Raw genomic sequence first — 25,506 nt, forward strand, 5'->3', positions numbered from 1 at the left:
CTGCCCGCCATCACCACCTCAGCACCCGGTGACCGATCAGCGCCCCCGCCACCACCGGCAGCGCCATCCCGATCACATACCAGATCGCCAGGAACGGCGCGGCCAGTTCCGGGCAGTGCAAGGCATAGACCGCCGCTCCCGCCCCCGCCGACATGGCCCCGGCCGCGGCGCCGGCCAGCGCAGGCTGGGTCGGTGCAAGGCTCTTCAGCGCCACCAGCGAAGCCACGAACACCGGCAGCGCGATCAGCGCGATGTTGAAGACGCAGGTCCGCCAGGTCTGCCCCCACACCATTGCCGAGCGCTCGTCGACCGGCGCCATCAGCCAGGTCACGAGGCCCATCGCCCATACCAGCAGCACCGGCACCGCCAGGCCGAGCCATGCGGCTCGCACGCGCACCCCCGGCCGCGCCAGGCGTTGCACGACCACGAAGCCGGCGACGGCGATGCAGGCCGGGAACAGCAGCTTGATCCAGAACATCGGCCAGAACATGGTCTGCACCAGGTCGCGCCGCACGCCGTACTCGAGGGCCATCACGGCAATCGACAGCGGCAGGCTGGCCGCGAGCGCGAACGCAAAGCGCCGTGCGGCGGCGTGCCGCGGCACCGGCTCCGCGCGGGCCGCCAGCAAGGCCACGAGTTCGTCTGTTTTCATGAGGAGGACTTTCCGATCTTCAACGCCAGCGCCTTGAGCCCCCGATGGATGCCCACCTTCACCGCCGACTCCGACATGCCGGTCAGGCGTGCGGTCTCGGCCACCGACAGCCCCTGGAGCTTGACGTGCACGATCGGCAGACGATGTCGATCGGGCAGGCTTTCGAGCAGCCCCGCGAGGTCGCGGCGTGCATCGCTGGCCTCGGTGGCCGATTCGGCGAAAACGGCCACGTCGTCATCCAGCGGATCGTTGAGCGCTTCACGGCCGGCTTTGCTGCGCAGCAGGTCGATCATCTTGTAGCGCGCGATCGCATGCACCCAGGCCGTCAGCGGCTGGTCGCTCTGGTAGGTGTGGCGCTGGTTGTGCATGGCGAGCAGGCATTCCTGGACAAGGTCTTCCACTTCGTCGGGCCAGCCGAACAGGCGCCTGGCCAGAAAGGCGCGCAGGTGCGCGCTGAGCTTCTGCAGGAAGTCGCGGTAGGCCACGGCATCGCCGTCCAGGCCGCGCACGAACAGATCGTGCAGCACCGTCTCCGCATCGCTCTTCGACATCGGACTCTCACGGTTCATTCGTGCGCTGGCCCGCCGCGGTTACAGCGACGGGCAAAAAAAGAAATCCGGCGGATTGTGCCGTGCGTTGTAACCCCGCAGCCGCGAACGGCGAAGTAGAAGCGACCGCGCCGAAAGCGCGGTTGCCAACTTCACTCAACCACTGGAGCACTGTCCATGATCACCCGTCCTCTCGCCATCACCGCCCTCGCCCTCGGCGCCCTCGCCGCCGGTTCCGCCATGGCCCAAGACAGCAAGCCGATGGCCGACAAGATGCCTGCGATGGAAAAATGCTACGGCGTCTCGATGGCCGGCAAGAACGACTGCGCCGCCGGCCCGGGCACCACCTGCGCCGGCACTTCGAAGGTGGACTACCAGGGCAACGCCTGGAAGAACGTGCCGGCCGGCACCTGCGCCACGATCAAGACGCCCAAGGGCATGGGCTCGCTGACGCCGATCAAGTCCTGATCGATCCCCCGGGCCCCTGCGCCGCCATGGCCTCCCCCGCCCTCACCGCCGGCCTCGGCCTCAAGGCCGAACACTACGACGCCGCTCTGTCGGCGCGGGCCTGCGGCCTGTGGTTCGAGGTGCATCCGGAGAACTACATGGTGGCGGGCGGGCCGCGGCTCGGCTGGCTCGAGGCGGTGCGCGAGCAGCACCCCGTCTCGCTGCATGGCGTGTCGCTCTCGCTCGCGGGCGAGAGCGCGCCCGATGCCGCGCACCTGCAGCGGCTGGCAGCGCTCGCCAGGCGCATCCGGCCCGCACTGATTTCCGAACACCTGGCGTGGTCGGCCTGGAACGGCCACTACTTTCCCGACCTGCTGCCCTTTGCCCGCACCACCGAGGCCCTGCACCGCATCGCGGCCAACATCGGCCGCGCGCAGGACGCGCTGGCCACCGCGATCGCCATCGAGAACCCCTCCCACTACCTGCGCTTCGGCGGCCACGCCTGGGACGAGATCGACTTCCTCGCCGAGCTGGCGCGCCGCACGGGCTGCACGCTGCTGCTGGACATCAACAACGTCCATGTGTCGGCGCGCAACCTCGGCTACTCGGCCGAAGCCTGGCTGGACCGCTTTCCGCAAGCGCTGGTGAGCGAAATCCATCTGGCCGGCCATTCGCAGGACCCGGCGCTGGGCGAGGCCCTGCTGATCGACTCGCACGATGCACCGGTCGCGCCGGAAGTCTGGGCGCTCTATCGCCGCTTCATCGAGCGCGCCGGCGCCCGGCCCACGCTGATCGAGCGCGATGGCAACGTGCCGGCCTTCGACGCGCTGATGCATGAGCGCAGCATTGCCGAGGCCGCGCTGCGCGAGCGCACGCCCCCACCGGAGATCCCGGCATGAGCTTTCAGGACGCCTTCGCCCAGGCCCTCTTCGCACCCGACGCGGCGACAGACCCGGCCGTGCGGCAGATCGCCGCGCAACCCGCCTTCGCGGTCTACCGCAACACGGTGATGAAGGCATGCATCGACGCGCTCGAAGCCAACTTCCCCGCCGTGGCGCGACTGGTGGGCAGCGAATGGTTCCGCGCGGCCGCCGCGCTGCATGTGGCCGCCAGCCCGCCGCGCGATGGGCGGCTGCTGCGCTACGGCGAAGGCTTTGCCGATTTCCTGCAAGCGTTCGAGCCCGCCGCGGAGTTGCCCTACCTGCCCGGCGTCGCACGCCTGGACGCGTTGTGGCGCGAAGCCCATGCGGCCGAAGACGCGCCGCTGCTCGACACGGCATGGCTGTCGCGCCAGGCGCCCGAGCGGCTCGCGGCCCTTGTGCTGCCTCCGCATCCGGCGGCGCGCTGGGCCTGGTTCGACGCGCAGCCGATCTACAGCATCTGGGCGCGCAACCGTGGCGCCGGCAGCGACGAGGAAGAGCTCGTCTGGCGCGGCGAAGGCGCACTGCTCACGCGCCCCGCCGACGCCGTGACGTGGCGGCCCATCAGCCGCGCGGCCTGCGCCTTCCTGGATGCCTGCACCAAGGGCTTGCCGCTGGTCGGTGCCGCCGAGCAGGCCTTGGCCCTCGATGCCGATTGCGAACTCGCGGCGCTGCTCGAAGCCCTGCTGCGCGCCGGCGCCTTTGCCGACCCCACCGACCCCACCGCTCCCTTCACCGAAAGCACCCCATGAGCTCGAACTCCGCCACCTCAGCCCCTTTCGCAGCCGATGATGCGCACGGCCTTCGCGCACGCTGGAACCGGCTGGCCGGGCTGCTCACGCGCATCGTCCCGCACGATCTGCTGGCGCTGGCCACGCGCGTGGGCATCGCCGCGATCTTCTTTCTCTCGGGGCGTACCAAGGTCGAAGGCTTCCTCACGCTGACGCCGAGCGCCTACGAGCTGTTCCGCACCGAGTACAAGCTGCCGCTGTTGCCGCCGGAGCTCGCGGCCCATCTCGCGGCCTACGCCGAGCACCTGTTCCCGGTGCTGCTGGTGCTGGGCCTGTTCACCCGTCTGTCGGCCCTGGCGCTGCTGGGCATGACGCTGGTGATCCAGCTCTTCGTGTACCCCGACGCATGGCCAACGCACCTGTCGTGGGCGGCGTTGCTGCTCTACCTCGCCGGGCGCGGCGGGGGCATCCTTTCGCTGGACCGGGTGTTGCGCATCGCCTGATCGCCCGGCGTGCGCGGCTTGCCAGCCGCAGAAGCCCTCGCTACATTGTGTTTTTTGAGGGCCTGCAATGTCCGTTGACGCCGTTCCGACTCCTTCCACGCCGACGCTTTCCCCGAATCCTTCCGAGCCCTCCTCCAACGTGCCGGCCTCCACGCCGGCCTCCACAGCGGCCTCTTCCTCCCCCCAGCGGCCGCACATCCGCCTGACCTCGCATGCCGGCGGCATGGGCGCGCTGCCCATCCAATGGGGCGCCGCCAGCGCTGCCGAGCGCGGGCCGGTGGTGGGCACCACCACCAAGCGCGCGCACCGCAACGTGATCGGCACGCACAGCGGTTCCTACAGCGTCTACCGCGCACTGGCCGTGGCAGCCGGCGCGCTCAAGCGCGAGCACAAGGCCGACCTGACCAACACCGCGCCCACCGACGTGGTCGGGCCTTATCCGCAATGGAGCGAGCCGGGCCGCATCGTCTCGCTCGACCCCTGGGGTGCGGTGGTGGCCGACGTCTTCGCGGCCGAGCTGGCGGCCGGCTACGACATCCGCCCGACCATCGCGATCACCAAGGCGCATGTGATCCTGCCCGAGGTCATCGAGGGGCTGCAGAAGGGCCGGCTGGTGGCCGACGGCAAGTTCCTCACGCCCGGCGGCGCGGCCATCGTCACCAAGGCGGCGATCGAGCCGGTCTGGTATCTGCCCGAGGTGGCGCGCCGCTTCGGCTGCTCCGAGACCGACCTGCGCCGCGTGCTGTTCGAGGAAACCGGCGGCATGTACCCCGAGCTCGTGACCCGTTCCGACCTCGAAGTGTTCCTGCCGCCCATCGGCGGCCAGACGCTCTACATCTTCGGCAACCCGCGCGACCTTGCCAACCCCGAGGTCGAGCTCACCGCGCGCATCCACGACGAGTGCAACGGCTCGGACGTCTTCGGCTCCGACATCTGCACCTGCCGGCCCTATCTCACGCATGCGATCGAGGAGTGCATCCGCGGCGCGCAGCGCGGCGGAGTGGGCCTCATCGCCTACTCGCGCAAGGAAGGCCGGGCGCTCGGCGAGGTGACCAAGTTCCTGGTCTACAACGCACGCAAGCGCCAGGTGGGCGGCGACACGGCCGACCAGTACTTCGCCCGCACCGAATGCGTGGCCGGCGTGCAGGACATGCGCTTCCAGGAGCTGATGCCCGACGTCTTCCACTGGCTCGGCATCCGCAAGATCCATCGCCTGGTGTCGATGAGCAACATGAAGTTCGACGCCATCGCCGGCTCGGGCATCGAGATCGGCGAGCGGGTGAACATCCCCGACGAGCTGATTCCCGCCGACGCGCGGGTCGAGATGGACGCCAAGATGGCGGCCGGCTATTTCACGCCCGGCGTCGTGCCCGACGCCGAGGAACTCAAGAAGGCCAAGGGAAGGACCCTGGATCCATGACCAGCACCCTCTACGGGCTCGACCCCGATCGCCCCACCTCGAACGCTGCCGTGCGTCATGCCGACGCGGACGGCCATGTCGACCCCGCACTCGAATTCGTGGAAGACACCACCCGGCCCGCCGGCGCCGTGGCCTTCCTGCGCACCACGCGTGCCATCCGCATCCGCGCCGACGCGCTGCTGGCGCGTGCGCGGCGCGGCGAATCGGAGTGGTTCACCATCGGCGACGAGGCGGCGCTCGAAGAGACCGCGCGCACCGTGGCGGGGGTGACGCACGAACGCTACCCTTCCGGCCCCATCCCCTTTCACAGCCGCTGGCGCCACTTCGAGGCCGGCGACGTGAACCGGATGGAAGAGCTCGACCGCCTGCTGGGCCATCTGAACCCGACGGAGCGCGCCCGCGCCCATATCGACCTGGTGCTGGTGAGCGTGCTGCTCGATGCCGGCGCCGGCCCCTACTGGCACTACACCGAGCCTGCGACCGGCAAGCGCTTCACGCGCTCCGAAGGGCTGGGCGTCGCGAGCTTCCATGCCTTCACCGGCGGCCTGTTCTCCTCCGACCCCGATCGCCCGCTGCAGGCCGACGCCGCCGGGCTGCGCGGCCTGGTGACCGACCGGCTGGGCGATGCCTTCCAGGTCAGCGACATGAACCAGCTGGTGGGGCTCTCCGGCCGCGCCACCCTGCTGCGCCGGCTGGGCGAGGCCATGAGCGAGCAGCCCGAGACCTTCGGCGACGACGGCCGACCGGGTGGCATCTTCAATGCGCTGGTCAGCCCTTTGGGCCCCACCGCGCCGCCGACGGCCGAGATCTCGGCGCACGACATCCTTTCGCTGCTGCTCGAATCGCTGTCGGGCATCTGGCCCGCCGCCAACTTCATCGACAGCCTCGCAGCCGACGGCAGCGATGCAGCGGGCGGCATCCCTTCGGGCGATCCCGCGCTGGCCCTGGGCGACTGCTGGCGCCACCACGCGGTGCGCGGGCCGGGGCTCACCAACGGCTGGATGCCCTTCCACAAGCTCTCGCAGTGGCTCACCTATTCGCTGATCGAGCCCTTCGAATGGGCCGGCGTCAGGGTGCGCCACCTCGAGGCGCTCACGGCCCTGCCGGAATACCGCAACGGCGGGCTGCTGCTCGACAGCGGCGTCATCGTGCCGCGCGACCCGGCCCTGCTGGAGCGCACCTGGAAGACCGGCGACGAGTTCATCGTCGAATGGCGCGCGCTCACCATCGCGCTGCTCGACGAACTGGCGCCGCGCGTGCGCAAGTCGCTCGGCCGCAGCGAGGAAGAGTTGCCGCTGGCCCGCGTGCTGGAAGGCGGCACCTGGGCCGCGGGCCGCGTGCTGGCACAGCGCTTGCGTGGCGGCACCCCGCCTCTGCGCATCGAAAGCGACGGCACGGTCTTCTAGACTCCTCCTTTCGAAAAAATTGCCGGAAAGCCTTTTCTCATGAGCAACGTCCACCTCGTCGACCATCCCCTCGTCCAGCACAAGCTCACGCTGATGCGCCGCAAGGAGGCCAGCACCAACAGCTTCCGGCGCCTCCTCAACGAGATCAGCATGCTGATGGCCTACGAGGTCACGCGCGACATGGCGATGCAGGACATCGAGATCGAGACCCCGCTCGAGACCATGAACGCCAAGGTGATCGACGGCAAGAAGGTGGTGCTGGTGTCCATCCTGCGCGCCGGCACCGGCATCCTCGACGGCATGCTCGGCGTGGTGCCCGGCGCGCGCGTGGGCCACATCGGCCTGTACCGCGACCCGAAGACGCTGACGGCGGTCGAGTACTACTTCAAGATGCCCGGCGAGATGGGCGAGCGCGACTGCATCGTGGTCGACCCGATGCTGGCCACGGGCAACTCGGCGGTCGCGGCGGTGGAGCGGCTCAAGGAGCTGAACCCGAAGTCGATCAAGTTCGTGTGCCTGCTGACCTGCCCCGAGGGCATCCGCAACATGCAGACGGCGCATCCGGACGTGCCGATCTACACCGCCGCGATCGACCGCGAGCTCAACAGCCACGGCTACATCCTGCCCGGGCTGGGCGACGCGGGCGACCGCATCTTCGGGACGAAATGAAGGCCGGTTCCGCGGTGTTCCGAACGATTGCCAACCTGAGGAGAAGCCTGTGCCACTACGCCGCCACCTGATCGTCCGTTCAGTCGCCATCGCCGCAGCGCTCGCGGCCGGCGCGCCCGGCCTTGCGCTCGCGCAGGCCAAGCTCAAGGTGGCGGCGGTGTACACGGTGCCCTTCGAGCAGCAGTGGGTGGGCCGCATCCACAAGGCCTTGAAGGCCGCCGAAGCGCGCGGCGAGATCGAGTACAAGGCCACCGAGAACGTCTCCAACGCCGACTACGAGCGCGTGATGCGCGAGTACGCGCAGGCCGGCAACCAGCTGATCCTGGGGGAGGTCTTCGGCGTCGAGGCCGCCGCGCGCAAGGTCGCGAAAGACTTCCCCAAGACCGCCTTCCTGATGGGTTCCTCGCTGAAGCCGCAGGCGCCCAACTTCTCGGTCTTCGACAACTACATCCAGGAGCCGGCCTATCTTTCCGGCATGGTGGCCGGTGGCATGACGAAGACCCACAAGATCGGCATGGTGGGCGGCTTCCCGATTCCCGAGGTCAACCGGCTGATGAACGCCTTCATGGCCGGCGCGAAGGAAACCAACCCCAAGGTGGAGTTCAGCGTGAGCTTCATCAACAGCTGGTTCGACCCGCCCAAGGCCAAGGAGGCTGCCTTCGCGATGATCGACAAGGGCGCCGACGTGATGTATGCGGAGCGCTTCGGCGTCAGTGACGCGGCCAAGGAAAGGGGCAAGCTCGCCATCGGCAACGTCATCGACACGCAGGACAAGTACCCCGACACCGTGGTGGCCTCGGCGCTGTGGAACTTCGAGCCCTCGGCCGACCGCGCGATCAAGCTGGTGAAGGAAGGCAAGTTCATCGCCGAGGACTACGGCCCCTACTCGATGATGAAGCACAAGGGCTCCGAGCTGGCGCCGCTGGGCACGTTCGAGAAGAAGGTGCCGCCGGAGATCGTGGCCAAGGTCAAGGCGCGAGAGGCCGAGATCCTCGCCGGCAAATTCATCGTCAAGGTCGACGACAGCCAACCCAAATCGACCGCCAAGTAAGCGCGATGGATGGTTCCTGCCCCCCCTCCCTCGCCCGCGAGCGGCAGAGGGAGCCGGAGAGCGTCCTCTCGCTGCGCGGCATCACCAAGCGCTTCGGCGCCCTGGTCGCCAACGACGCGATCTCGCTCGAACTGAAGGCCGGCGAGGTGCTCGCGCTGCTGGGCGAGAACGGCGCCGGCAAGTCCACCCTGATGTCGATCCTCTTCGGCCACTACACCGCCGACGAAGGCGAGATCGAGGTCTTCGGCCGGCCGCTGGCGCCCGGCCTGCCCAGGGCGGCGCTCGCCGCCGGCATCGGCATGGTGCACCAGCACTTCACGCTGGCCGACAACCTGGGCGTGCTCGACAACGTGATGATGGGCACCGAGCCCTGGTGGCAACCCTTCTCGCGGCGTGCCGCGGCGCGCGCCAGGCTGCTCGAGGTGTCGCAGCGATTCGGCCTGCCGGTGCAGCCGGAGGCGCGGGTCGGCAGCCTGTCGGTGGGCGAGCGGCAGCGGGTGGAGATCCTCAAGGCGCTGTACCGCGGTGCGCGCATCCTGATCCTCGACGAGCCCACCGCCGTGCTCACCCCGCAGGAAAGCGAGGCGCTGTTCCGCACGCTCGCGCAGATGGTGGCGGGCGGGCTCTCGATCATCTTCATCAGCCACAAGCTGGACGAGGTGCTGCGCGTCTCGCACCGCGTCGCCGTGCTGCGCGGCGGCAGGCTGGTGGCCGAGGCGCCCACGCGCGAGGCCACGCAGGCGCAACTGGCGCTGTGGATGGTCGGCCATGCGGTCGAGGGCGTGAAGCGGACGCCGGCGCGGCAGGTGGGCGATGCGGTGTGCGTGCTCGACCACGTGCGCACCGGCGGCGAAGGGCGCGACCGGCTGCTCGACGTCTCGCTCGGCCTGCGCGCCGGCGAGATCACGGCCGTGGCGGGCGTCTCCGGCAACGGCCAGGTCGCGCTGGCGGAGCTCCTTTGCGGCACGAGACGCGCGACCGGCGGCAGCGTGCAGCTGATGGGGCGGGCCCTGCCCGCCTCGCCCGCGCGCCTGGTTCGGCGCGGCGTGGCCCGCATCCCGGAAGACCGGCACGCGGTCGGCGTGGTGGGCGACCTGCCGGTGTGGGAGAACGCGGTGTCGGAGCGGCTTCGCAACGCCGCCTTCTCGCGCTGGCTCTGGGTGCGGCGCGCGGCGGCGCGCGCCCATGCGCGCCGCGTCGAACAGGCCTTCGACGTGCGCGGCGCCGGGCTGGACGCGCCGGCGCGCGCGCTCTCGGGCGGCAACATGCAGAAGCTCATCCTCGGCCGTGCGCTGCTGGCGCCGGATGCGGCGAACAACAAGACGGCGCGCCTGATCGTCGCGCACCAGCCCACCTGGGGCCTGGACATCGGTGCCGTCGCCTACGTGCAGCAGCAGCTGATCGCGGCACGCGATGCCGGCGCCGCGGTGCTGCTGATTTCCGACGACCTCGACGAGGTGCTGGCGCTAGGCGACCGGGTCGCGGTGATGCATGGCGGCCGGCTCGGCGAGCCGCGCCCCGCCTCGGCCTGGACGCGCGAAGCCATCGGGATGGCGATGGCGGGCTCATGAGCGCAGCGCCGGGCCGCCCCACGCAAGCTCACGCCCCCCGGGGGGGCAGCGAGGACACGAAGTGCCGGGCGTTTGGGCCACACCCATGATGAGACTGGAGCGCCGCCACGAGGCCTCGCGCACCGCGCTGCTGCTGGCGCCGGTCGGCGCGATCGGCTTCACCCTGCTGGTCAGCGCCCTGCTGGTGATGTGGGCCGGCGCGCCGGTGGGCCGCACCTATGCGCTGCTGCTGCAGGGCGGCTTCGGCTCGGTCTTCGCCTGGAGCGAGACGCTCACGCGCGCCACGCCGCTGATCCTCACCGGCCTGGCCGCCACGGTGGCCTTCAAGGCCCGGCTCTTCAACATCGGCGCCGAGGGGCAGTTCTACGGCGGGGCGCTGGCGGCCGTGGCGGTGGGCGGCATGCATGGCGGCACCGGCTTCGCGCTGCCCATCTGGCTGCTCTTCCCGCTGATGATGGCTGCCGCTGCTTGCGTCGGCGCCCTGCTGCTGCTGGGCCCCGCGCTGATGAAGAACAAGCTGGGCGTGGACGAGGTGGTGACCACGCTGCTGATCAATTTCATCGTGCTGCTCGGCGTCTCGGCCCTGCTCGACGGGCCGATGAAGGACCCGGCGGCGATGGGCTGGCCCCAGAGCGTGTCGCTGCAGTCCGATCTGGAGCTGGGCCGCCTGATTGCCCAGACCCGCGTCCACACCGGCCTGCTGTGGGCCGGAGCACTGGCCCTGCTGGCCTGGGTGCTCTTCAAGTACACGGTGATCGGCTTCGACATCCGCGCGCTGGGCGCCAATGCGCGGGCCGCGGCCTTCGCCGGCGTGCCGGTCACGCGCACCGTGGTGCTGGTGGCCTTGATCTCGGGCGCGCTGGCCGGGCTGGCCGGCGCCATCGAGGTGGCGGGCCGCACCAGCTACGTCACGCTCGACATGTCGCCCGGCTACGGCTACAGCGGCATCGTGATCGCCATGCTGGCCGGCCTTCATCCGCTGGGCGTGCTGGCCGCGGGCGTGTTCGTGGCCGGCGTGCAGGTGGGCGCGGACACCATGAGCCGGGCCATCGGCGTGCCCACCTACATCGCGGACGTGATCGTGGCCGCCTCGCTGATCGCGGTGCTGGTCGCCACGCTGCTCACGCAATACAGGGTGCGATGGAGATAGCCGACATCCTCTCCAACCAGGCTTTCTGGGTGGCGGTGCTGCGCATTGCCACGCCGCTGATCTTCGGCACGCTGGGCGTGCTGCTGTGCGAGCGCGCGGGTGTGTTGAACCTCGGCATCGAGGGCATCATGGTCGCGGGCGCCTTCGCGGGCTGGCTCGCCGTGTATGCCGGTGCGCCCTTGTGGGCGGGCGTGGCGGTGGCCGCGCTCACGGGGGCGATCTTCGGTCTGCTGCATGCCTTGCTCACCGTGGGCCTCGCGCTGTCGCAGCACGTGTCGGGCCTGGGCATCACGCTGCTGGCGACGGCGCTCAGCTACTACGGCTACCGCGTGAGCTTCCCGAAGGTCAACACGCCGCCGACGGTCACGCCCTTCGCGCCCATGGAGTGGCTGCCCATCCCGGTGCTCGACGCGCAGACGCCGCTCACGCTGCTGGCGCTGCTGCTGGTGCCGCTGCTGGCGTACCTGCTCTACCGCACGCCGCTGGGCCTGGCCCTGCGCATGGTGGGCGAGAACCCGCAGGCGGCCGAAGGCCAGGGGGTGTCGGTTGCGGCCACGCGCACCGGCGCCATCGTGGCCGGCTCGGCGCTGATGGGCGTGGCGGGCTCCTTCCTCACGCTCTCGGCCTTCAACGCCTTCTTCTTCAACATGGTCAACGGCCGCGGCTGGATCTGCGTGGCGCTGGTGGTGTTCGCCTCCTGGCGGCCGGGCAAGGCCCTGCTGGGCGCCTTGCTCTTCGCCTTCTTCGACGCGCTGCAGCTGCGGCTGCAACAATCGGGCGACGCGCTGCTGCCCTACCAGCTGTACCTGATGCTGCCCTATGTGCTGTCGATCGTGGCGCTGGTGCTGGTGGCGCGCAAGGCCGGCTATCCGCAGGCCCTCATGAAGCCTTATCGCAAGGGAGAACGCTGAAACCATGCTCGATCTACTGGTTCACAACGCCGCGCTTCCGGATGGCCGCACGGACATGTCGATCGCCGTGCAGGACGGCCGCATCGCCGAAGTCACGGCCGGCCTCGATGCCCCGGCGCACGAGAAGCTCGATGCCCAGGGCCTGCTGGTCGCGCCGCATTTCGTCGATCCGCATTTCCACATGGACGCCACGCTGAGCTACGGCCTGCCGCGAGTCAACCAGAGCGGCACGCTGCTCGAAGGCATCGCGCTGTGGGGCGAGCTCAAGCCGCTGCTGACCGCCGAGGCACTGATCGAGCGCGCGATGGCCTACTGCGACTGGGCGGTGGCCAAGGGGCTGCTGGCGATTCGCAGCCATGTCGACACCAGCGACCCCAGCCTGCTCGCCGTCGATGCGCTGCTCGAGGTCAAAAAACGGGTCGCGCCCTACCTCCGCCTGCAGTTGGTCGCCTTCCCGCAGGATGGCGTCTTGCGCACGCCCGGCGGCGTCGACAACCTGAAGCGTGCGCTGGACAAGGGCGTGGACGTGGTCGGCGGCATTCCGCACTTCGAGCGCACCATGGCGGACGGCGCCGCCAGCGTGAAGCTGCTGTGCGAGCTGGCCGCCGAGCGCGGGCTGCCGGTGGACATGCACTGCGACGAATCGGACGACCCGCTCTCGCGCCACATCGAGACCCTGGCCTTCGAGACGCAGCGGCTCGGGCTGCAGGGACGCGTGACCGGCTCGCACTGCACCTCCATGCATTCGATGGACAACTACTACGCGAGCAAGCTGCTGCCGCTGATTGCGGAAGCCGGCGTCGCGGTGGTGGCCAATCCGCTGATCAACATCACGCTGCAGGGCCGGCACGACAGCTACCCCAAGCGCCGCGGCATGACGCGCGTGCCCGAGCTGATGGCGCACGGCGTGAACGTCGCCTTCGGCCACGACTGCGTGATGGACCCGTGGTACGGCATGGGCTCGGGCGACATGCTGGAAGTCGCGCACATGGGCCTGCATGTGGCGCAGATGACCAGCCAGCACGGCATCGGGCAGTGCTTCGACGCGGTGACGGCGAATGCCGCGAAGGTCTTCGGGCTCGAAGGCCATGGCCTGGAGGCGGGCTGCGATGCGAGCTTCGTGCTGCTGCAGGCGCGCGATCCCGTCGAGGCGATCCGGTTGCGCGCGACGCGGCTCAAGGTGTATGGCAAGGGTCGGCTCCTGGCCGAGACGGCTCCTGCGACCGCGGCCCTGCATCTTCCCGGCCGCGCTGCCACGACGGGCTGGATGATTCCCAGGCCCTGATCGGTTGCGGCGCTTCAACCCGGCGGATACAGCGAGCGCCACATGTGGATCTTGCCAAGGTAGACGCCGCCGACCGCGACGGCAAAGGGCTCGACACCGAAGGATGCGAAGCCGCACCGTTCATAGAGCGCCTGCGCCGCCGCATTCCCTTGCGTCACGGTCAGCTGGACCAGCTTGACCCCGTCGCGCGCCGCGGCCTGCGCCAACGCGGCCTGCACCAGCTGCCGGCCGAAGCCGGCGTGCCGCGACGACGGCGCGACATACATGCCGAACAGGCTCGCCTTGTGCCGCGACTTCTCGCGCGTCTCGAACAGGAGGCCGGCAGCGCCGGCGAGCCGGTCGCCGGCGAAGGCGCCCAGCACGATCTGATGGGCCCCCGGCGAGGCATCGAGCCGCGCCTCCCACCAGGACAGCGGCAGCGCCGCGCGCTCCGTGGCGGTGGAGGTGAAGGCATCGGGGTGACGCTCGTAGGCTTCGAGCATCAGCGCCCGGTAGGCCTGCGCATCATCGGGAACGAGGCGGCGGATCGGCATCCGTTCAGAGCGTGCCGGTTTGGGCGACGATATCGCCGGTCACGAGAATCATCCAGTCTCCTGTTCTTCAAGCCGAGGGCGCGATGGCCTCGGCATATTCGTAAAGCGCGCCGAGGATCTCCTCGCCGCGCTCGTCGGCCGTTTCGGCCAGCACGTCGATCTCGGCGAAGAGCTGGTCGACATTGCGCGCTCCGCCCTCGCCTTCGAGCAGGCGCGCCACGCGATGCGCCTCCCAGCGCTCGGCCTGCTCGGCATCGAGGGTATCGGGAAAGTTGCGCGCGCGGTAGCGAAACACCAGCTCCTCCAGCCGAGGGTCGTCGAAGCCGGTGCGCGAACGCGCCAGCTCGGCAGGCGACAGGCCGCGCAGTTGCGTGAGCCGGCGGCGGTCGCCGTTGCCGACGAAGCCGCCATAGAGGTCCTCGTCGACATCGAGCGTCTCTGCGGGCGGCCGCTCGTAGACCTGCGGCCAGATGGCGCTCATGTCGGGCAGCGCCGCGGCCAGTGCCGCATGGCGCATCGCCGTGTCGAGGTCGATGCCCCAGCGCAGCGCCATGGCCGGGGACAGGGTCTTGAGGTTGCCGACCACCATCGGCGACTTGTTGAGGTGCACGCCCTTCAGCGGCAGGCGCAGCACGCCTTCGGGCAGGTCGGCGCTGCGGGTGAAGAGGCGCAGGCGCAGGGTGGCCACGTCGAGGTCGCGCAGCTCGCTGGGGTCGTGCGCGAGGTCCCAGGCGAGCAGCTCGTTCTTGTTGCTCGGATGGCTCGCCAGCGGCCACATCACGGCCAGGCAGCCGCGTTCGGCCGGGAACATGCCCGAGACGTGCAGGAAGGGCCGCGCCGTCTCGCGCGTGGCCGGCAAGCCCAGCTCGCCGGCGACGCGGTCCTTCTTGTGCAGCGCCAGCGCAAAGTCGAAGAGCCTGGGCTGGCGGCTGCGGATGAGTCGCGCCAGCGCAATGGTGGCGCGCACGTCCGAGAGCGCATCGTGGGCGGCCTCGTGCAGCAGCCCGTTGGCGCGCGCCAGGTCTTCCAGCTTGAAGCTCGGCGAGCCGTCTTCCTTCTTCGGCCACTCGATGCCCTCGGGGCGCAGCGCATGGCACAGGCGCACGACATCGAGCAGGTCCCATCGGCCGCAGTCGTTCTGCCACTCGCGCGCGTAGGGGTCGATGAGGTTGCGCCAGAACAGGTAGCGCGTCACCTCGTCGTCGAAGCGGATGGTGTTGTAGCCCACGCCGATGGTGCCGGGCTGCGAGAACGCGGCCTCGATCTGCGCGGCGAACGCATGCTCGGGCAGACCACGCTCGAGGCACAGCTGCGGCGTGATGCCGGTGATCAGGCAGGACTCCGGGCTCGGCAGGTAATCGGGCGCGGGCTTGCAGTAGATCATCAAGGGCTCGCCGATCTCGTTGAGCTCGGCGTCGGTGCGAACGCCCGCGAACTGCGCGGGCCGGTCGCGCCGCGGCACGACGCCGAAGGTCTCGTAGTCGTGCCAAAGAAAAGTCTGCGTCGTCATCAAAAGTGATCTCTCCCTCTTTATTACTTTGCGCCATTCGCGAAAGCCTCGCGTCCGGCAAACCGACCCGTTTCAGAGAAGCGGTGAAAACAGCCGCGCCGTCGCATCGCCCAGGCGCTGCGCGAACGCCTGGCGCCGCTGCCCACGAATCGGCGAGGCGCTGTGCAGGTCGGTCTCGAACTGCGCCGCGAGCGGCTTGGCGAGCGCCGGGCCGTAGATCACGGCGCACACCTCGAAATTGAGGCGAAAGCTGCGATTGTCGAAGTTGGCGGTGCCGATCATCGCGCAATGGTCGTCCACCACCAGAGTCTTGGAATGCAGCATCCGCGCCTTGTACTCCCAGATCTTGACGCCGGCGGCGATCAGCTCGTCGTAGTAGGAGCGCGCCGCGGCGCTCACGACCAGCGAATCGCTGCGCCGCGGCACCAGCAGGCGCACGTCCACACCGCGCAGCGCCGCGCTGGTCAGCGCCATCAGCGCCGGCTCGCCGGGCACGAAGTAGGGCGTGGTGAGCCAGGCGCGGTGCGAAGCCGAGTGGATGGCGGCGACATGGATGCGGTGGATGGCTTCGAGGGCGCTGTCGGGCCCGCTGGTGACGATCTGCACCGGGATGTCGCCCGCGCCTTCGTTGCCGGGCAGGCGCGGCAGCAGCACGTCGAGCGTCTTGTTGATACGGCGCGGGTCCTCGCCGGTCGCATAGGTCCAGTCCTCGAGGAAGGTGGTCTGCAGCCAGCGCACCGCGCTGCCCTCGATGCGCAGGTGCGCGTCGTGGTAGGCATCGGGCCGGATGCGGCGGTCTTCCTGGTCGGTGATGTTGACGCCGCCGGTGAAGCCGACGCGACCGTCGCACACCACGATCTTGCGGTGGGTGCGGTAGTTGGTCACGGGCCGCAGCCGCCGGCCGATGCGGGTGTCGTGGAACAGCGCGACTTCGATGCCCGCCTCGAGCATCGGGGCCATGAAGCGGCGTCCGATGCGCTTGGAGCCCAGCGCGTCCAGCAGCAGGCGCACGGTGATGCCCTCGCGCGCCCGTTCGATCAGCAGGTCGCGCAGCGCCGTGCCGGTCCTGTCGGGCTCGAAGATGTAGTACTCGAGATGGACGTGATCGCGCGCCTCTCGGATCGCCTCGAAGATGGCGTCGAAGGTGCGGGCGCCGCCCGACAGCAGCTCGGTGGCCGTGGCGCTCGAGACCGGCAGCCCGCAGGCCGCCGTGCCGAGCGCAGCCATCTGGCGCAGTGCCGGCGGCGCCCGCTCGGCCGCCGCGCGCAGGCTGGCAATGTCGGCCGGCGCCTGGGCGATGGCCCGGCTGCGCAGCCGCTTGAGGCGCTGCTTCTTCAGCCGCTGCGGCCCCAGGAAGTAGTAGATGAGGAATCCCGCGAACGGCAGCAGCGCCAGCGAGAGGATCCAGCTCATCGTCGAGACCGGGGCGCGCTTCTGCATCACGATCCAGACGGAAAGCACCGCGATGTAGCCGCTCCACGCGAGGGAGAGGCCGGTCTTCCATTCCTGGCTGAGCTCGGGGAGGATCAAAGGGCGAAGAAAGTTCGTGCAAGAAAAAGGCCGGTAGCACGAATGCTACCGGCCTCGGGACTCGCGTCGCCCAGGATCGCGGATCAGCCCGCCGCGGCCTCTTCGGCCTCGGGCTTGGCGCGGCCTTCCTTCTTCGGCAGGGGTTGGATGTCCAGCTGCACCTCTTCCTTGTCGTCGAGATCCACCGTGAGGCGTCCGCCTTCCTGCAGGCGTCCGAACAGCAGCTCGTCGGCCAGGGCGCGGCGGATCGTGTCCTGGATCAGGCGCTGCATCGGGCGCGCGCCCATCAGCGGGTCGAAGCCCTTCTTGGCCAGATGCTTGCGCAGCGTGTCGGTGAAGGTGACGTCGACCTTCTTCTCGGCCAGCTGGGTTTCGAGCTGCAGCAGGAACTTGTCGACCACCCGCAGGATGATCTGCTCGTCCAGCGACTTGAAGCTCACGATCGCGTCCAGGCGATTGCGGAATTCCGGCGTGAACAGGCGCTTGATGTCGCCCATCTCGTCGCCCGCCTGGCGCGGGTTGGTGAAGCCGATGGTCGCCTTGTTCATGGTCTCGGCGCCCGCGTTGGTGGTCATCACGATGATCACGTTGCGGAAGTCGGCCTTGCGCCCGTTGTTGTCCGTCAGCGTGCCGTGGTCCATGACCTGCAGCAGCACGTTGAAGATGTCCGGGTGCGCCTTCTCGATTTCGTCGAGCAGCAGCACCGCGTGCGGCTTCTTCGTGATCGCCTCCGTCAGGAGACCGCCCTGGTCGAAGCCGACGTAGCCCGGAGGCGCGCCGATCAGCCGGCTCACGGCATGGCGCTCCATGTATTCCGACATGTCGAAGCGGATCAGCTCGATGCCCATGATGTAGGCCAGCTGCTTCGCCGCCTCGGTCTTGCCGACGCCGGTGGGGCCGCTGAACAGGAAGGAGCCGATCGGCTTGTCGTCGCGGCCGAGGCCTGAACGTGCCATCTTGACGGACGAGGCGAGCACCTCGAGCGCCTTGTCCTGGCCGAACACCACGCTCTTGAGGTCGCGCTCGATGTTCTGCAGCTTGCCGCGGTCGTCGTTCGAGACGTTGGCCGGGGGAATGCGCGCGATCTTGGCGACGATCTCCTCGACCTCGGTCTTGCCGATGGTCTTCTTGCGCTTGTTCGCCGGCAGGATTCGCTGCGAAGCGCCGGCCTCGTCGATCACGTCGATGGCCTTGTCGGGCAGGTGGCGGTCGTTGATGTACTTGGCGCTCAGTTCCGCCGCAGCCTGCAGCGCGGCCACGCCGTACTTGACGCCGTGGTGTTCTTCGAAGCGGGACTTCAGGCCCTTCAGGATGTCGACCGTTTCCTGCACGGTCGGCTCGACCACGTCGACCTTCTGGAAGCGGCGCGACAGGGCCGCGTCCTTCTCGAAGATGCCGCGGTACTCGGTGAAGGTGGTCGCACCGATGCACTTGAGCGCGCCGCTCGACAGCGCGGGCTTCAGCAGGTTCGACGCATCCAGCGTTCCGCCCGAGGCGGCGCCGGCGCCGATCAGCGTGTGGATCTCGTCGATGAAGAGGATCGCGTTGGGCTTGTCCTTGAGGGACTTGAGCACGCCCTTCAGGCGCTGCTCGAAGTCGCCGCGGTACTTGGTGCCGGCCAGCAGCGCGCCCATGTCGAGCGAGTACACGTGGGATTCGCTCAGGATCTCCGGCACGTCGCCCTGCGTGATGCGCCAAGCCAGGCCCTCGGCGATGGCGGTCTTGCCGACGCCGGCTTCACCCACCAGCAGCGGGTTGTTCTTGCGGCGGCGGCAGAGGATCTGAATCACGCGCTCGACCTCGTACTCGCGGCCGATCAGCGGGTCGATCTTGCCGTCCTTGGCCATCTGGTTGAGGTTCTGCGTGAACTGCTCCAGCGGGGACGACTTCTCGTTCTTCTCGCCGCCGCCCTCCTCGCCCTCGGAGGACGATTCGCCGCTGCTCTTGGTGGCCTCCGGCGGGTCGCTCTTCTTGATGCCGTGGGCGATGAAGTTCACCACGTCCAGGCGCGTCACGCCCTGCTGGTGCAGGTAGTAGACGGCATGCGAGTCCTTCTCGCCGAAGATGGCGACCAGCACGTTGGCACCGGTGACTTCCTTCTTGCCGTTGCCGGTGGACTGCACATGCATGATGGCGCGCTGGATCACGCGCTGGAACCCCAGCGTGGGCTGGGTGTCCACATCGTCGGTGCCTGCGACCTGCGGGGTGTTGTCCTTGATGAAATTGGTGAGCGACGCGCGAAGGTCGTCCACGTTGGCCGAGCAGGCGCGCAGAACTTCGGCGGCGCTCGGGTTGTCCAGCAAAGCGAGCAGCAAATGCTCCACCGTGATGAACTCATGTCGTTGCTGCCTGGCTTCCACAAAAGCCATGTGCAAGCTGACTTCCAGTTCCTGGGCAATCATGTTATTTCCTTTGGCTTTGCTGTAAATGAATTCGCAGATGGGTTGGAGCGCGATTTATTCAACCGGTTCACTGACGCACTGCAACGGATGCCCGGCCTGGTGCGCCGCCTCCATCACCTGATTGACCTTGGTGGCTGCCATGTCGCGGGAATAGACGCCGCAGATGCCGCGGCCGTCGAGATGGATCTTGAGCATGATCTGGGTGGCGGTTTCCCGGTCCTTGTTGAAGAACTCCTGGATCACGACGATCACGAACTCCATCGGCGTGTAGTCGTCGTTGAGCATCACTACCTGATACATCTGCGGCGGCGCAGTCTTCTGCGGACGCCGCTCGATCACGACCGCATCGCCGTCGTCCCGCCCCGGCGTCACGGCCGGCGGCGTGGGGGGGGTCGAGGGGATTTTGGTTGCCATGAAAATCATTTTATCGAGCCGACCGGCGCTTGCAGCGCCCGTGATGACACAACTGGTGGCAGCTTTGTGACATTCAAGGCGCGGGCGGCGGGATTGCCACGGAAAGCGTATGCAAGCGGCGTGCCCTCCCCCGTGCACGCCGGCGCGCTGCGGCGCAAAAAAAAAGCCCCGGGCCTTGCGGAACCAGGGCTTGTCGGAAAGACATCCGTCGACGCTTCCCAGACCTCTTTTACATGTTGTCAATCATGACCTGGCCGAAGCCCGAGCAGCTCACCTGGGTGGCGCCTTCCATCAGGCGGGCGAAGTCGTAGGTCACCTTCTTGCTGGCAATGGACTTTTCCATCGAGCGGATGATCAGGTCGGCGGCCTCGGTCCAGCCCATGTGGCGCAGCATCATTTCTGCAGAAAGGATCTCGGAGCCGGGGTTCACGTAGTCCTTGCCGGCGTACTTGGGCGCCGTGCCATGGGTGGCTTCGAACATGGCGACCGTGTCGCTCAGGTTGGCGCCCGGCGCAATGCCGATGCCGCCGACCTGGGCGGCCAGCGCGTCGGACACGTAGTCGCCGTTCAGGTTGAGGGTGGCGATCACGCTGTACTCTGCCGGACGCAACAGGATCTGTTGCAGGAAGGCGTCGGCGATCGAATCCTTGATCGTGATTTCCTTGCCGGACCTGGGGTTCTTGAACTTCATCCAGGGGCCGCCATCGATCAGCTCGGCGCCGAATTCCTTGGCCGCCAGGGCATAGGCCCAGTCACGGAAGCCACCCTCGGTGAACTTCATGATGTTGCCCTTGTGCACGATGGTCACGCTGGGCTTGTCGTTGTCGATCGCGTACTGGATCGCCTTGCGCACCAGGCGCTCGGTCCCCTCGCGCGACACGGGCTTGATGCCCAGGCCGGAGGTATTGGGGAAGCGGATCTTCTTGACGCCGAAGTCGTCCTGCAGGATCTTGATGAGCTTCTTGGCTTTTTCGCTCTCGGCTTCGAACTCGATGCCGGCGTAGATGTCCTCCGAGTTCTCGCGAAAGATCACCATGTTGGTCTTGTGCGGCTCCTTGACCGGGCTGGGCACGCCCTCGAAATACTGGATGGGCCGGAGGCAGACGTACAGGTCGAGTTCCTGGCGCAGCGCAACATTCAGCGAGCGGATGCCGCCGCCGACCGGCGTCGTCAGCGGGCCCTTGATCGACACCACGTAGTCGCGCACCGCGTGCAGGGTTTCCTCGGGGAGCCAGACGTCGGGGCCGTAGACCTTGGTCGACTTCTCGCCGGCATACACCTCCATCCACTGGATCTTCTTCTTGCCGCCGTAGGTCTTGGCGACCGCCGCGTCGACCACCTTGATCATCACCGGCGTAATGTCGACGCCGGTACCGTCACCCTCGATGAAGGGAATGATGGGTTGATCGGGCACATTGAGGGAATTGTCTGGATTGACCGTGATCTTCTGGCCGTCGGCCGGGACTTTGATGTGCTGATAGCTGGTCATGACAGCGGGGCTCCGGGGGTGAATTGAAGGCAGGAAGACACTATGTTTCCGGCCGGCTGAATAGCCGTAGAATTTTAGACGCAACCGGAAGAGCGGAAGGCTCTGTCAACCGCGGTCTTATAGCCTTCGTTGTTGACGGACCTTCTGCTGGCCGGGAGGCATTTTCAAACCATTTCCACAGAGGATCCTGTAATGAGCAAAGTTCTCGCAGTCATGATGGCCGGCTTGTTCGCCACTGCCGCATTCGCGCAGACCCAACCCGCCGAGATCAACCCCCAGGGTCAGGGCAAGGCCGCTGAACGGGCTGAAGCCAGGAAGGCCGCCAAGCCTGCCGGGCAAGTCAAGGCTCCCGGTGGAGATCAGTCCAAGGTGGCAGAAGGCAGCGGCGGCGTGACCGCCACCGGCGCCGACAAGGCCGCTCAGGCCCGCCGCGATTCGCGCGATGCGCGCCGTCCCGCCAAGGGCGGCGGCAAGAAGCCGGTTCCCGCTCAAGGCGGCACGCCTCAGTAAGCCAACCGGCACTGATGCAAGAGAAAGGCGTTCTTCGGAACGCTTTTTTTTTTGCCCGCACTCAGCAGCCGTGTCAACTGACCCTCTGCCAAGTCGTTGAACGCGGGCGCCCTCGACGAGGAACGCAATCCATATTTACGATTTCAAAGGATTTTTCATGAATAAGCTGCTCGCCGCGCTGGTTGCCGGTTTCTTTGCCGCCGGCGCTTTTGCCGCCCAGGACGCTTCCGCGCCCGTGCCCGTCCCCAGCGCCTCCGTCCATGCGGTGAAGACCACCCACAAAGCCGCCAAGAAGAAGGTCCGCCACGTCGTCCACAAGGCGCACGCAGCGAAGAAGGTGTAAGCTCCCCTACCGATCACCCATGCCCGCCTGCGCGGGCATTTTTGTTTGCGCCGCCCCTGCCCCCTTTATCGAGCGTCCCATGTTCAAGCGTCCTGTCGTCCTGCTCGCACTGTTCGCCTCCTTGGTGGCGTCAGCGTTCGCCCAGCAAGCCCAAACCGATCTCCAGCGCGTCAAGCTGTCCGTGGGCATGTACCAGATCGATGCCCAGGTCGCCCAGACCGCGCAGCAGCGGGAGATCGGTCTCATGTTCCGCAAGGAGATGCCCCAGACCGAGGGCATGATCTTCGTCTTCGATCAGCCCGCCACCCAGTGCTTCTGGATGCGCAACACCCTGCTGCCGCTGACTGCCGCCTTCGTCGCCGACGACGGACGCATCGTCAACCTGGCGGACATGAAGCCGCAGACCGACGACTCCCATTGCTCGGAGGAGCCGGTTCGCTTCGTGCTCGAAATGAACCAGGGCTGGTTCGCCCGAAAGAACATCAAGAAGGGCGCGAAGCTCGGCGGCGAGTTGTTCGCGAACAGACGCTGAGGCACATCGGCGCGCCCAAGAAAAAGCCGACCCGCGGGTCGGCTTTTTCTTTGCGACAGCAGTTCGGCTCAGCCGAAGTTCTTCGCGGCGAAGTCCCAGTTCACGAGCTTGGCCAGGAAGGTCTCCACATACTTGGGACGCAGGTTGCGGTAGTCGATGTAGTACGCGTGCTCCCAGACGTCCACCGTCAGCAGTGGCTTGTCGCCCGTGGTCAGCGGCGTGCCCGCGGCACCCATGTTGACGATGTCCACCGTGCCGTCGGCCTTCTTCACCAGCCAGGTCCAGCCCGAACCGAAGTTGCCCACCGCCGACTTCACGAAGGCTTCCTTGAAGGCCGCGTAGTTGCCCCACTTGGCGTCGATCGCCTTGGCCAGCGCCCCCGTGGGCTCGCCGCCGCCGGCGGGCTTCATGCAGTTCCAGAAGAAGGTGTGGTTCCAGATCTGCGCGGCGTTGTTGTAGATGCCGCCGCTGGACTTCTTGACGATCTCCTCGAGTTCCATGCTCTCGAACTCGGTGCCCTTCTGCAGGTTGTTCAGGTTCACCACATAGGCGTTGTGGTGCTTGCCGTAGTGGTACTCCAGCGTCTCCTTGGAGTACTCGGGCGCCAGTGCGTCCAGCGGATATGGCAGGGGTGGAAGGACGTGTTCCATGTCTTTTCTCGCAGGTTGGTTGTGGGACGAAGCATTCTAGAAAGGAATCAAGGCACTCGCGTCGGACGCGGTCTCGACGTGCCCGTTCCGACGACCGTCATGTCGGCCGTGCCGTCGGCCAGCCTCGCCTGAACGGCGTCGCCCGGCGCCAGATGCTGCGCACGGGTGATCGCCTTGCCGTCCGCGCCGGTGAGCCACGCGTAACCACGCTCGAGCACCAGCGCCGGGTCGAGCAGCTGCAATCGCAGCGCCGCCCGCTCGAGCCGCTCCCTGCGCTGCGCCAGCGCGCGGGCGAACTGGAGCGGAAGCTCGGCCTGCAAGGCTTGCTGCGTCTGGACGAGCCGCTGGGTTCGCGACAGCGCGCCATGGCGCAGCCGCTGCGCATGCTGCGCCAGCCGCAGTTGCTGGCGCAGCACCAGCGTGGAGGGGCGCGCAAGCCGGGAAGCTGCATCGTCGAGGCGCTGTTCCGTGGCATCGAGGCGCGCCGAGAACGCTCGACGCAGCCGCTCATCGAGCAAGGCCAGCGCGGCCAGCCACAACTCGCGCGGCGCGGCAACGAGCTCGGCCGCGGCAGTGGGCGTCGGCGCACGGAGATCGGCGCAGAAGTCGGCGATGGTGAAGTCGGTTTCATGGCCGACGCCGCTGACGACCGGCACCGGGCTTTGCACGATCGTGCGGGCCAGCGCCTCGTCGTTGAAGGCCCAGAGATCCTCGATCGAGCCGCCGCCGCGCACCAGCAGGACCACGTCGACTTGCGGCCGCAGCGCGTAGAGCGAGCGCAGCGAGCGCACCAGTTCCCCTGGCGCCCCGGGCCCCTGCACGGCGGCCGGTGCCAGCACGACCGGAATGTGCGGCACGCGCCGCCGCAGGCACGTGACCACGTCGTGCAGCGCGGCAGCGCCCAGCGAGGTCACGATGCCGATCGCCCTCGGCATGGCGGGCAGCGCCCGCTTGCGAGCGGCGTCGAACAGGCCTTCCGCCTCGAGGCGCGCCTTGCGCTGCAGGAACTGCTCGAACAGCGCGCCCTGCCCGGCCCGGCGCAGGCTCTCCACCACCATCTGCAGATCGCCGCGCGGCTCGTACACCGCCAGGCGACCGCGGACCTCCACCTGGTCGCCATCGCGTGGCGAGAAATCGAGCAGGCCCGCGGCGCGCCTGAACATTGCGCAGCGCAGCTGACCGTCTTCGTCCTTGAGCGCAAAGTAGCAGTGGCCGCTGGCTGCGCGCGAGAACCCGCTGATCTCGCCGCGAACCGCGACGGGGTTGAAGCGCGCCTCGAGCGCATCCGCGATAGCGTGGCACAGAGCGCCCACGGCCCACACGCGGGGACCGGCGGCCCGCGGCGCGTCGAATTCATTCATAGGGCGAAAGCATCACAAATAGACAGTCGTCCACAAGCGGGGAGATGGCCCCCAGGGCCTGCGGGGCATTGGCCCGGCATGCACGAGTTCCCGTACAAGGCATTGATTTGATTGGAGAAAGTGCTGCTCAAAATTCGCTCGATCCAGCGCGAGCCCCATGAAATGCAGCTGATGGCAGGTTGCTCGGTGGGTTAGCCACAAAGTTATCCACAGAGATTGTGGGCCGCGGCTGACAGGCGAAACAAATCGGAACATCTGCCGCCGACGGTGGATAATCGCCGCGCATTTGCAGTCCACGGGCCGGAGGATTTCTTCTTGTTTTCGATCATAGTTGCTGCGGGCTGGCCGATCTGGCCGCTGCTCGCCTGTTCAGTGGTGGGGCTCGCACTGGTCATCGAACGATTTTCCAGCCTGAAGACCTCCAGGATCCTGCCCCCCAAGCTGCTCGACGAGGCCATCACGGTTTCGCGCAACGCCATTCCGGGGCCGGACGTGGTGACCAAGCTGGAAAAGAATTCGGGGCTGGGCGAGGTGCTGGCGGCCGGCTTCCGCCACCTGAATACCAATCCCCAGTCGACCGAAGACGACCTGCGCGCCTCGATGGAAGCAGCCGGACGCATCGTCGCCCACCGTCTCGAACGCTACCTGCCGGCATTGGCGACGATCGCATCGGCGGCGCCGCTGCTCGGTCTGCTGGGCACGGTGATTGGCATGATCGAGATCTTCGGCTCGCAGTCGCCCAGCACCGGCGCGGTCGGCTCCGGCAATCCCGCGCAGATGGCGCACGGCATTTCCATTGCGCTCTACAACACGGCCTTCGGCTTGATGGTCGCGATTCCGGCGCTGATCTTCTGGCGCTACTTCCGCACCCGGGTCGACGAATACCTGCTCAATCTCGAGCTCGCCGGCGAACGCTTCGCGCGCCATCTGAACACGCTCCGGTCATGAACGCCCCCACGCTTGCCACT

26 protein-coding genes are annotated in these 25,506 nt (G+C 67.9%); 16 read left to right on the forward strand and 10 right to left on the reverse strand.

The features are described from left to right. Positions 1-10 precede the first annotated feature (10 nt). Both AC3A6Y_RS17550 and AC3A6Y_RS17555 read right to left on the reverse strand, forming a co-directional pair. Positions 11-652: an NrsF family protein gene (locus AC3A6Y_RS17550; protein WP_487869503.1), complete on the reverse strand. Its 642-nt coding sequence runs from the start codon at positions 650-652 to the stop codon at positions 11-13. Further along, complete coding sequence (locus tag AC3A6Y_RS17555; protein WP_487869504.1) at positions 649-1,221, reverse strand: sigma-70 family RNA polymerase sigma factor; 573 nt, start codon at positions 1,219-1,221, stop codon at positions 649-651. Before AC3A6Y_RS17555 ends, AC3A6Y_RS17550 begins: the two co-directional genes overlap by 4 nt. Before the next feature lie 156 nt (positions 1,222-1,377). On the opposite strand from AC3A6Y_RS17555, the gene AC3A6Y_RS17560 reads away from it, so the two are divergent. From AC3A6Y_RS17560 to AC3A6Y_RS17615, 12 genes are all read left to right on the forward strand, one after another. Then, entirely contained in the window at positions 1,378-1,668 is a 291-nt protein-coding gene (locus tag AC3A6Y_RS17560) for a BufA1 family periplasmic bufferin-type metallophore (protein WP_487869505.1), read from the forward strand. Positions 1,669-1,694: 26 nt separating this feature from the next. Beyond that, positions 1,695-2,546, forward strand: coding sequence for an MNIO family bufferin maturase (gene bufB, locus AC3A6Y_RS17565; RefSeq protein WP_487869506.1), 852 nt, complete (start codon positions 1,695-1,697; stop codon positions 2,544-2,546). Next, positions 2,543-3,319: an HvfC/BufC family peptide modification chaperone gene (locus tag AC3A6Y_RS17570; RefSeq protein ID WP_487869507.1), complete on the forward strand. Its 777-nt coding sequence runs from the start codon at positions 2,543-2,545 to the stop codon at positions 3,317-3,319. The genes bufB and AC3A6Y_RS17570 overlap by 4 nt, the downstream gene beginning before the upstream one ends. Beyond that, positions 3,316-3,801: a DoxX family protein gene (locus tag AC3A6Y_RS17575; protein ID WP_487869508.1), complete on the forward strand. Its 486-nt coding sequence runs from the start codon at positions 3,316-3,318 to the stop codon at positions 3,799-3,801. Before AC3A6Y_RS17570 ends, AC3A6Y_RS17575 begins: the two co-directional genes overlap by 4 nt. Positions 3,802-3,868: 67 nt before the next feature. After that, entirely contained in the window at positions 3,869-5,221 is a 1,353-nt protein-coding gene (locus tag AC3A6Y_RS17580) for a GTP cyclohydrolase II (protein ID WP_487869509.1), read from the forward strand. Beyond that, positions 5,218-6,627, forward strand: a complete 1,410-nt coding sequence (locus AC3A6Y_RS17585) for a URC4/urg3 family protein (RefSeq protein WP_487869510.1) — start codon at positions 5,218-5,220, stop codon at positions 6,625-6,627. Before AC3A6Y_RS17580 ends, AC3A6Y_RS17585 begins: the two co-directional genes overlap by 4 nt. Positions 6,628-6,666: 39 nt before the next feature. After that, the gene (gene upp, locus AC3A6Y_RS17590; protein ID WP_487869511.1) at positions 6,667-7,296 is read left to right on the forward strand and encodes a uracil phosphoribosyltransferase; all 630 of its coding nucleotides are present in this window, start codon (positions 6,667-6,669) and stop codon (positions 7,294-7,296) included. A gap of 49 nt (positions 7,297-7,345) precedes the next feature. After that, complete coding sequence (locus tag AC3A6Y_RS17595) at positions 7,346-8,347, forward strand: BMP family protein (protein WP_487869512.1); 1,002 nt, start codon at positions 7,346-7,348, stop codon at positions 8,345-8,347. A 5-nt stretch (positions 8,348-8,352) separates the two neighbouring features. After that, a complete protein-coding gene (locus tag AC3A6Y_RS17600; protein ID WP_487869513.1) occupies positions 8,353-9,918 on the forward strand; it encodes an ABC transporter ATP-binding protein in 1,566 nt (521 codons plus the stop codon). Positions 9,919-10,006: 88 nt separating this feature from the next. After that, complete coding sequence (locus AC3A6Y_RS17605; protein ID WP_487869514.1) at positions 10,007-11,068, forward strand: ABC transporter permease; 1,062 nt, start codon at positions 10,007-10,009, stop codon at positions 11,066-11,068. Further along, on the forward strand, positions 11,059-11,979 hold the full coding sequence (locus AC3A6Y_RS17610) for an ABC transporter permease (protein WP_487869515.1): 921 nt from the start codon (positions 11,059-11,061) through the stop codon (positions 11,977-11,979). The genes AC3A6Y_RS17605 and AC3A6Y_RS17610 overlap by 10 nt, the downstream gene beginning before the upstream one ends. Before the next feature lie 4 nt (positions 11,980-11,983). Further along, a complete protein-coding gene (locus AC3A6Y_RS17615) occupies positions 11,984-13,264 on the forward strand; it encodes an amidohydrolase family protein (protein WP_487869516.1) in 1,281 nt (426 codons plus the stop codon). 14 nt (positions 13,265-13,278) lie between these two features. Here the strand turns inward: AC3A6Y_RS17615 and AC3A6Y_RS17620 are convergent, their stop codons facing one another. The 6 genes from AC3A6Y_RS17620 to icd form a co-directional block, all read right to left on the reverse strand. Further along, complete coding sequence (locus AC3A6Y_RS17620) at positions 13,279-13,797, reverse strand: N-acetyltransferase family protein (protein ID WP_487869517.1); 519 nt, start codon at positions 13,795-13,797, stop codon at positions 13,279-13,281. A gap of 67 nt (positions 13,798-13,864) precedes the next feature. Then, complete coding sequence (gene sbcB / locus AC3A6Y_RS17625) at positions 13,865-15,307, reverse strand: exodeoxyribonuclease I (RefSeq protein WP_487869518.1); 1,443 nt, start codon at positions 15,305-15,307, stop codon at positions 13,865-13,867. Between the two features lie 72 nt (positions 15,308-15,379). Then, positions 15,380-16,837: a cardiolipin synthase gene (cls, locus tag AC3A6Y_RS17630; protein WP_487869519.1), complete on the reverse strand. Its 1,458-nt coding sequence runs from the start codon at positions 16,835-16,837 to the stop codon at positions 15,380-15,382. Between the two features lie 83 nt (positions 16,838-16,920). Further along, positions 16,921-19,239: an ATP-dependent Clp protease ATP-binding subunit ClpA gene (clpA, locus tag AC3A6Y_RS17635; RefSeq protein ID WP_487869520.1), complete on the reverse strand. Its 2,319-nt coding sequence runs from the start codon at positions 19,237-19,239 to the stop codon at positions 16,921-16,923. Positions 19,240-19,293: 54 nt separating this feature from the next. Next, complete coding sequence (clpS, locus tag AC3A6Y_RS17640) at positions 19,294-19,653, reverse strand: ATP-dependent Clp protease adapter ClpS (protein ID WP_487869521.1); 360 nt, start codon at positions 19,651-19,653, stop codon at positions 19,294-19,296. A gap of 229 nt (positions 19,654-19,882) precedes the next feature. Continuing rightward, positions 19,883-21,142, reverse strand: coding sequence for an NADP-dependent isocitrate dehydrogenase (gene icd / locus AC3A6Y_RS17645; RefSeq protein ID WP_487869522.1), 1,260 nt, complete (start codon positions 21,140-21,142; stop codon positions 19,883-19,885). Positions 21,143-21,274: 132 nt separating this feature from the next. Between icd and AC3A6Y_RS17650 the strand changes: the two genes are divergently transcribed. From AC3A6Y_RS17650 to AC3A6Y_RS17660, 3 genes are all read left to right on the forward strand, one after another. Further along, positions 21,275-21,652, forward strand: coding sequence for a cell envelope biogenesis protein TolA (locus tag AC3A6Y_RS17650; RefSeq protein WP_487869523.1), 378 nt, complete (start codon positions 21,275-21,277; stop codon positions 21,650-21,652). A 157-nt stretch (positions 21,653-21,809) separates the two neighbouring features. Beyond that, a complete protein-coding gene (locus AC3A6Y_RS17655) occupies positions 21,810-21,995 on the forward strand; it encodes a hypothetical protein (protein ID WP_487869524.1) in 186 nt (61 codons plus the stop codon). 79 nt (positions 21,996-22,074) lie between these two features. Beyond that, a complete protein-coding gene (locus AC3A6Y_RS17660) occupies positions 22,075-22,527 on the forward strand; it encodes a DUF192 domain-containing protein (protein ID WP_487869959.1) in 453 nt (150 codons plus the stop codon). Between the two features lie 68 nt (positions 22,528-22,595). Here AC3A6Y_RS17660 and AC3A6Y_RS17665 read toward each other — a convergent pair whose 3' ends face one another. Together AC3A6Y_RS17665 and xseA are read right to left on the reverse strand one after the other, a co-directional pair. Further along, positions 22,596-23,177: a superoxide dismutase gene (locus AC3A6Y_RS17665; protein ID WP_487869525.1), complete on the reverse strand. Its 582-nt coding sequence runs from the start codon at positions 23,175-23,177 to the stop codon at positions 22,596-22,598. Between the two features lie 47 nt (positions 23,178-23,224). Then, on the reverse strand, positions 23,225-24,538 hold the full coding sequence (xseA, locus tag AC3A6Y_RS17670) for an exodeoxyribonuclease VII large subunit (protein WP_487869526.1): 1,314 nt from the start codon (positions 24,536-24,538) through the stop codon (positions 23,225-23,227). A 315-nt stretch (positions 24,539-24,853) separates the two neighbouring features. Here xseA and AC3A6Y_RS17675 point away from each other — a divergent pair, with 315 nt between their 5' ends. After that, entirely contained in the window at positions 24,854-25,486 is a 633-nt protein-coding gene (locus tag AC3A6Y_RS17675; protein WP_487869960.1) for a MotA/TolQ/ExbB proton channel family protein, read from the forward strand. The last annotated feature ends 20 nt before the right edge of the window (positions 25,487-25,506 follow it).

The organism is Variovorax sp. Soil_C_17 (genome assembly GCF_057657265.1).

Bases quoted from the DNA above. Each gene is read 5' to 3' on its own strand.
- icd (WP_487869522.1), bottom strand. From the start codon at position 21,142: ATGACCAGCTATCAGCACATCAAAGTCCCGGCCGACGGCCAGAAGATC.
- AC3A6Y_RS17580 (WP_487869509.1), top strand. From the start codon at position 3,869: ATGTCCGTTGACGCCGTTCCGACTCCTTCCACGCCGACGCTTTCCCCG.
- AC3A6Y_RS17550 (WP_487869503.1), bottom strand. From the start codon at position 652: ATGAAAACAGACGAACTCGTGGCCTTGCTGGCGGCCCGCGCGGAGCCG.
- bufB (WP_487869506.1), top strand. From the start codon at position 1,695: ATGGCCTCCCCCGCCCTCACCGCCGGCCTCGGCCTCAAGGCCGAACAC.
- AC3A6Y_RS17655 (WP_487869524.1), top strand. From the start codon at position 21,810: ATGAATAAGCTGCTCGCCGCGCTGGTTGCCGGTTTCTTTGCCGCCGGC.
- AC3A6Y_RS17605 (WP_487869514.1), top strand. From the start codon at position 10,007: ATGAGACTGGAGCGCCGCCACGAGGCCTCGCGCACCGCGCTGCTGCTG.
- AC3A6Y_RS17570 (WP_487869507.1), top strand. From the start codon at position 2,543: ATGAGCTTTCAGGACGCCTTCGCCCAGGCCCTCTTCGCACCCGACGCG.
- AC3A6Y_RS17610 (WP_487869515.1), top strand. From the start codon at position 11,059: ATGGAGATAGCCGACATCCTCTCCAACCAGGCTTTCTGGGTGGCGGTG.
- clpS (WP_487869521.1), bottom strand. From the start codon at position 19,653: ATGGCAACCAAAATCCCCTCGACCCCCCCCACGCCGCCGGCCGTGACG.
- AC3A6Y_RS17665 (WP_487869525.1), bottom strand. From the start codon at position 23,177: ATGGAACACGTCCTTCCACCCCTGCCATATCCGCTGGACGCACTGGCG.
- xseA (WP_487869526.1), bottom strand. From the start codon at position 24,538: ATGAATGAATTCGACGCGCCGCGGGCCGCCGGTCCCCGCGTGTGGGCC.
- AC3A6Y_RS17560 (WP_487869505.1), top strand. From the start codon at position 1,378: ATGATCACCCGTCCTCTCGCCATCACCGCCCTCGCCCTCGGCGCCCTC.
- AC3A6Y_RS17555 (WP_487869504.1), bottom strand. From the start codon at position 1,221: ATGAACCGTGAGAGTCCGATGTCGAAGAGCGATGCGGAGACGGTGCTG.
- AC3A6Y_RS17575 (WP_487869508.1), top strand. From the start codon at position 3,316: ATGAGCTCGAACTCCGCCACCTCAGCCCCTTTCGCAGCCGATGATGCG.
- clpA (WP_487869520.1), bottom strand. From the start codon at position 19,239: ATGATTGCCCAGGAACTGGAAGTCAGCTTGCACATGGCTTTTGTGGAA.
- AC3A6Y_RS17620 (WP_487869517.1), bottom strand. From the start codon at position 13,797: ATGCCGATCCGCCGCCTCGTTCCCGATGATGCGCAGGCCTACCGGGCG.
- AC3A6Y_RS17615 (WP_487869516.1), top strand. From the start codon at position 11,984: ATGCTCGATCTACTGGTTCACAACGCCGCGCTTCCGGATGGCCGCACG.
- AC3A6Y_RS17585 (WP_487869510.1), top strand. From the start codon at position 5,218: ATGACCAGCACCCTCTACGGGCTCGACCCCGATCGCCCCACCTCGAAC.
- AC3A6Y_RS17660 (WP_487869959.1), top strand. From the start codon at position 22,075: ATGTTCAAGCGTCCTGTCGTCCTGCTCGCACTGTTCGCCTCCTTGGTG.
- sbcB (WP_487869518.1), bottom strand. From the start codon at position 15,307: ATGACGACGCAGACTTTTCTTTGGCACGACTACGAGACCTTCGGCGTC.
- AC3A6Y_RS17600 (WP_487869513.1), top strand. From the start codon at position 8,353: ATGGATGGTTCCTGCCCCCCCTCCCTCGCCCGCGAGCGGCAGAGGGAG.
- upp (WP_487869511.1), top strand. From the start codon at position 6,667: ATGAGCAACGTCCACCTCGTCGACCATCCCCTCGTCCAGCACAAGCTC.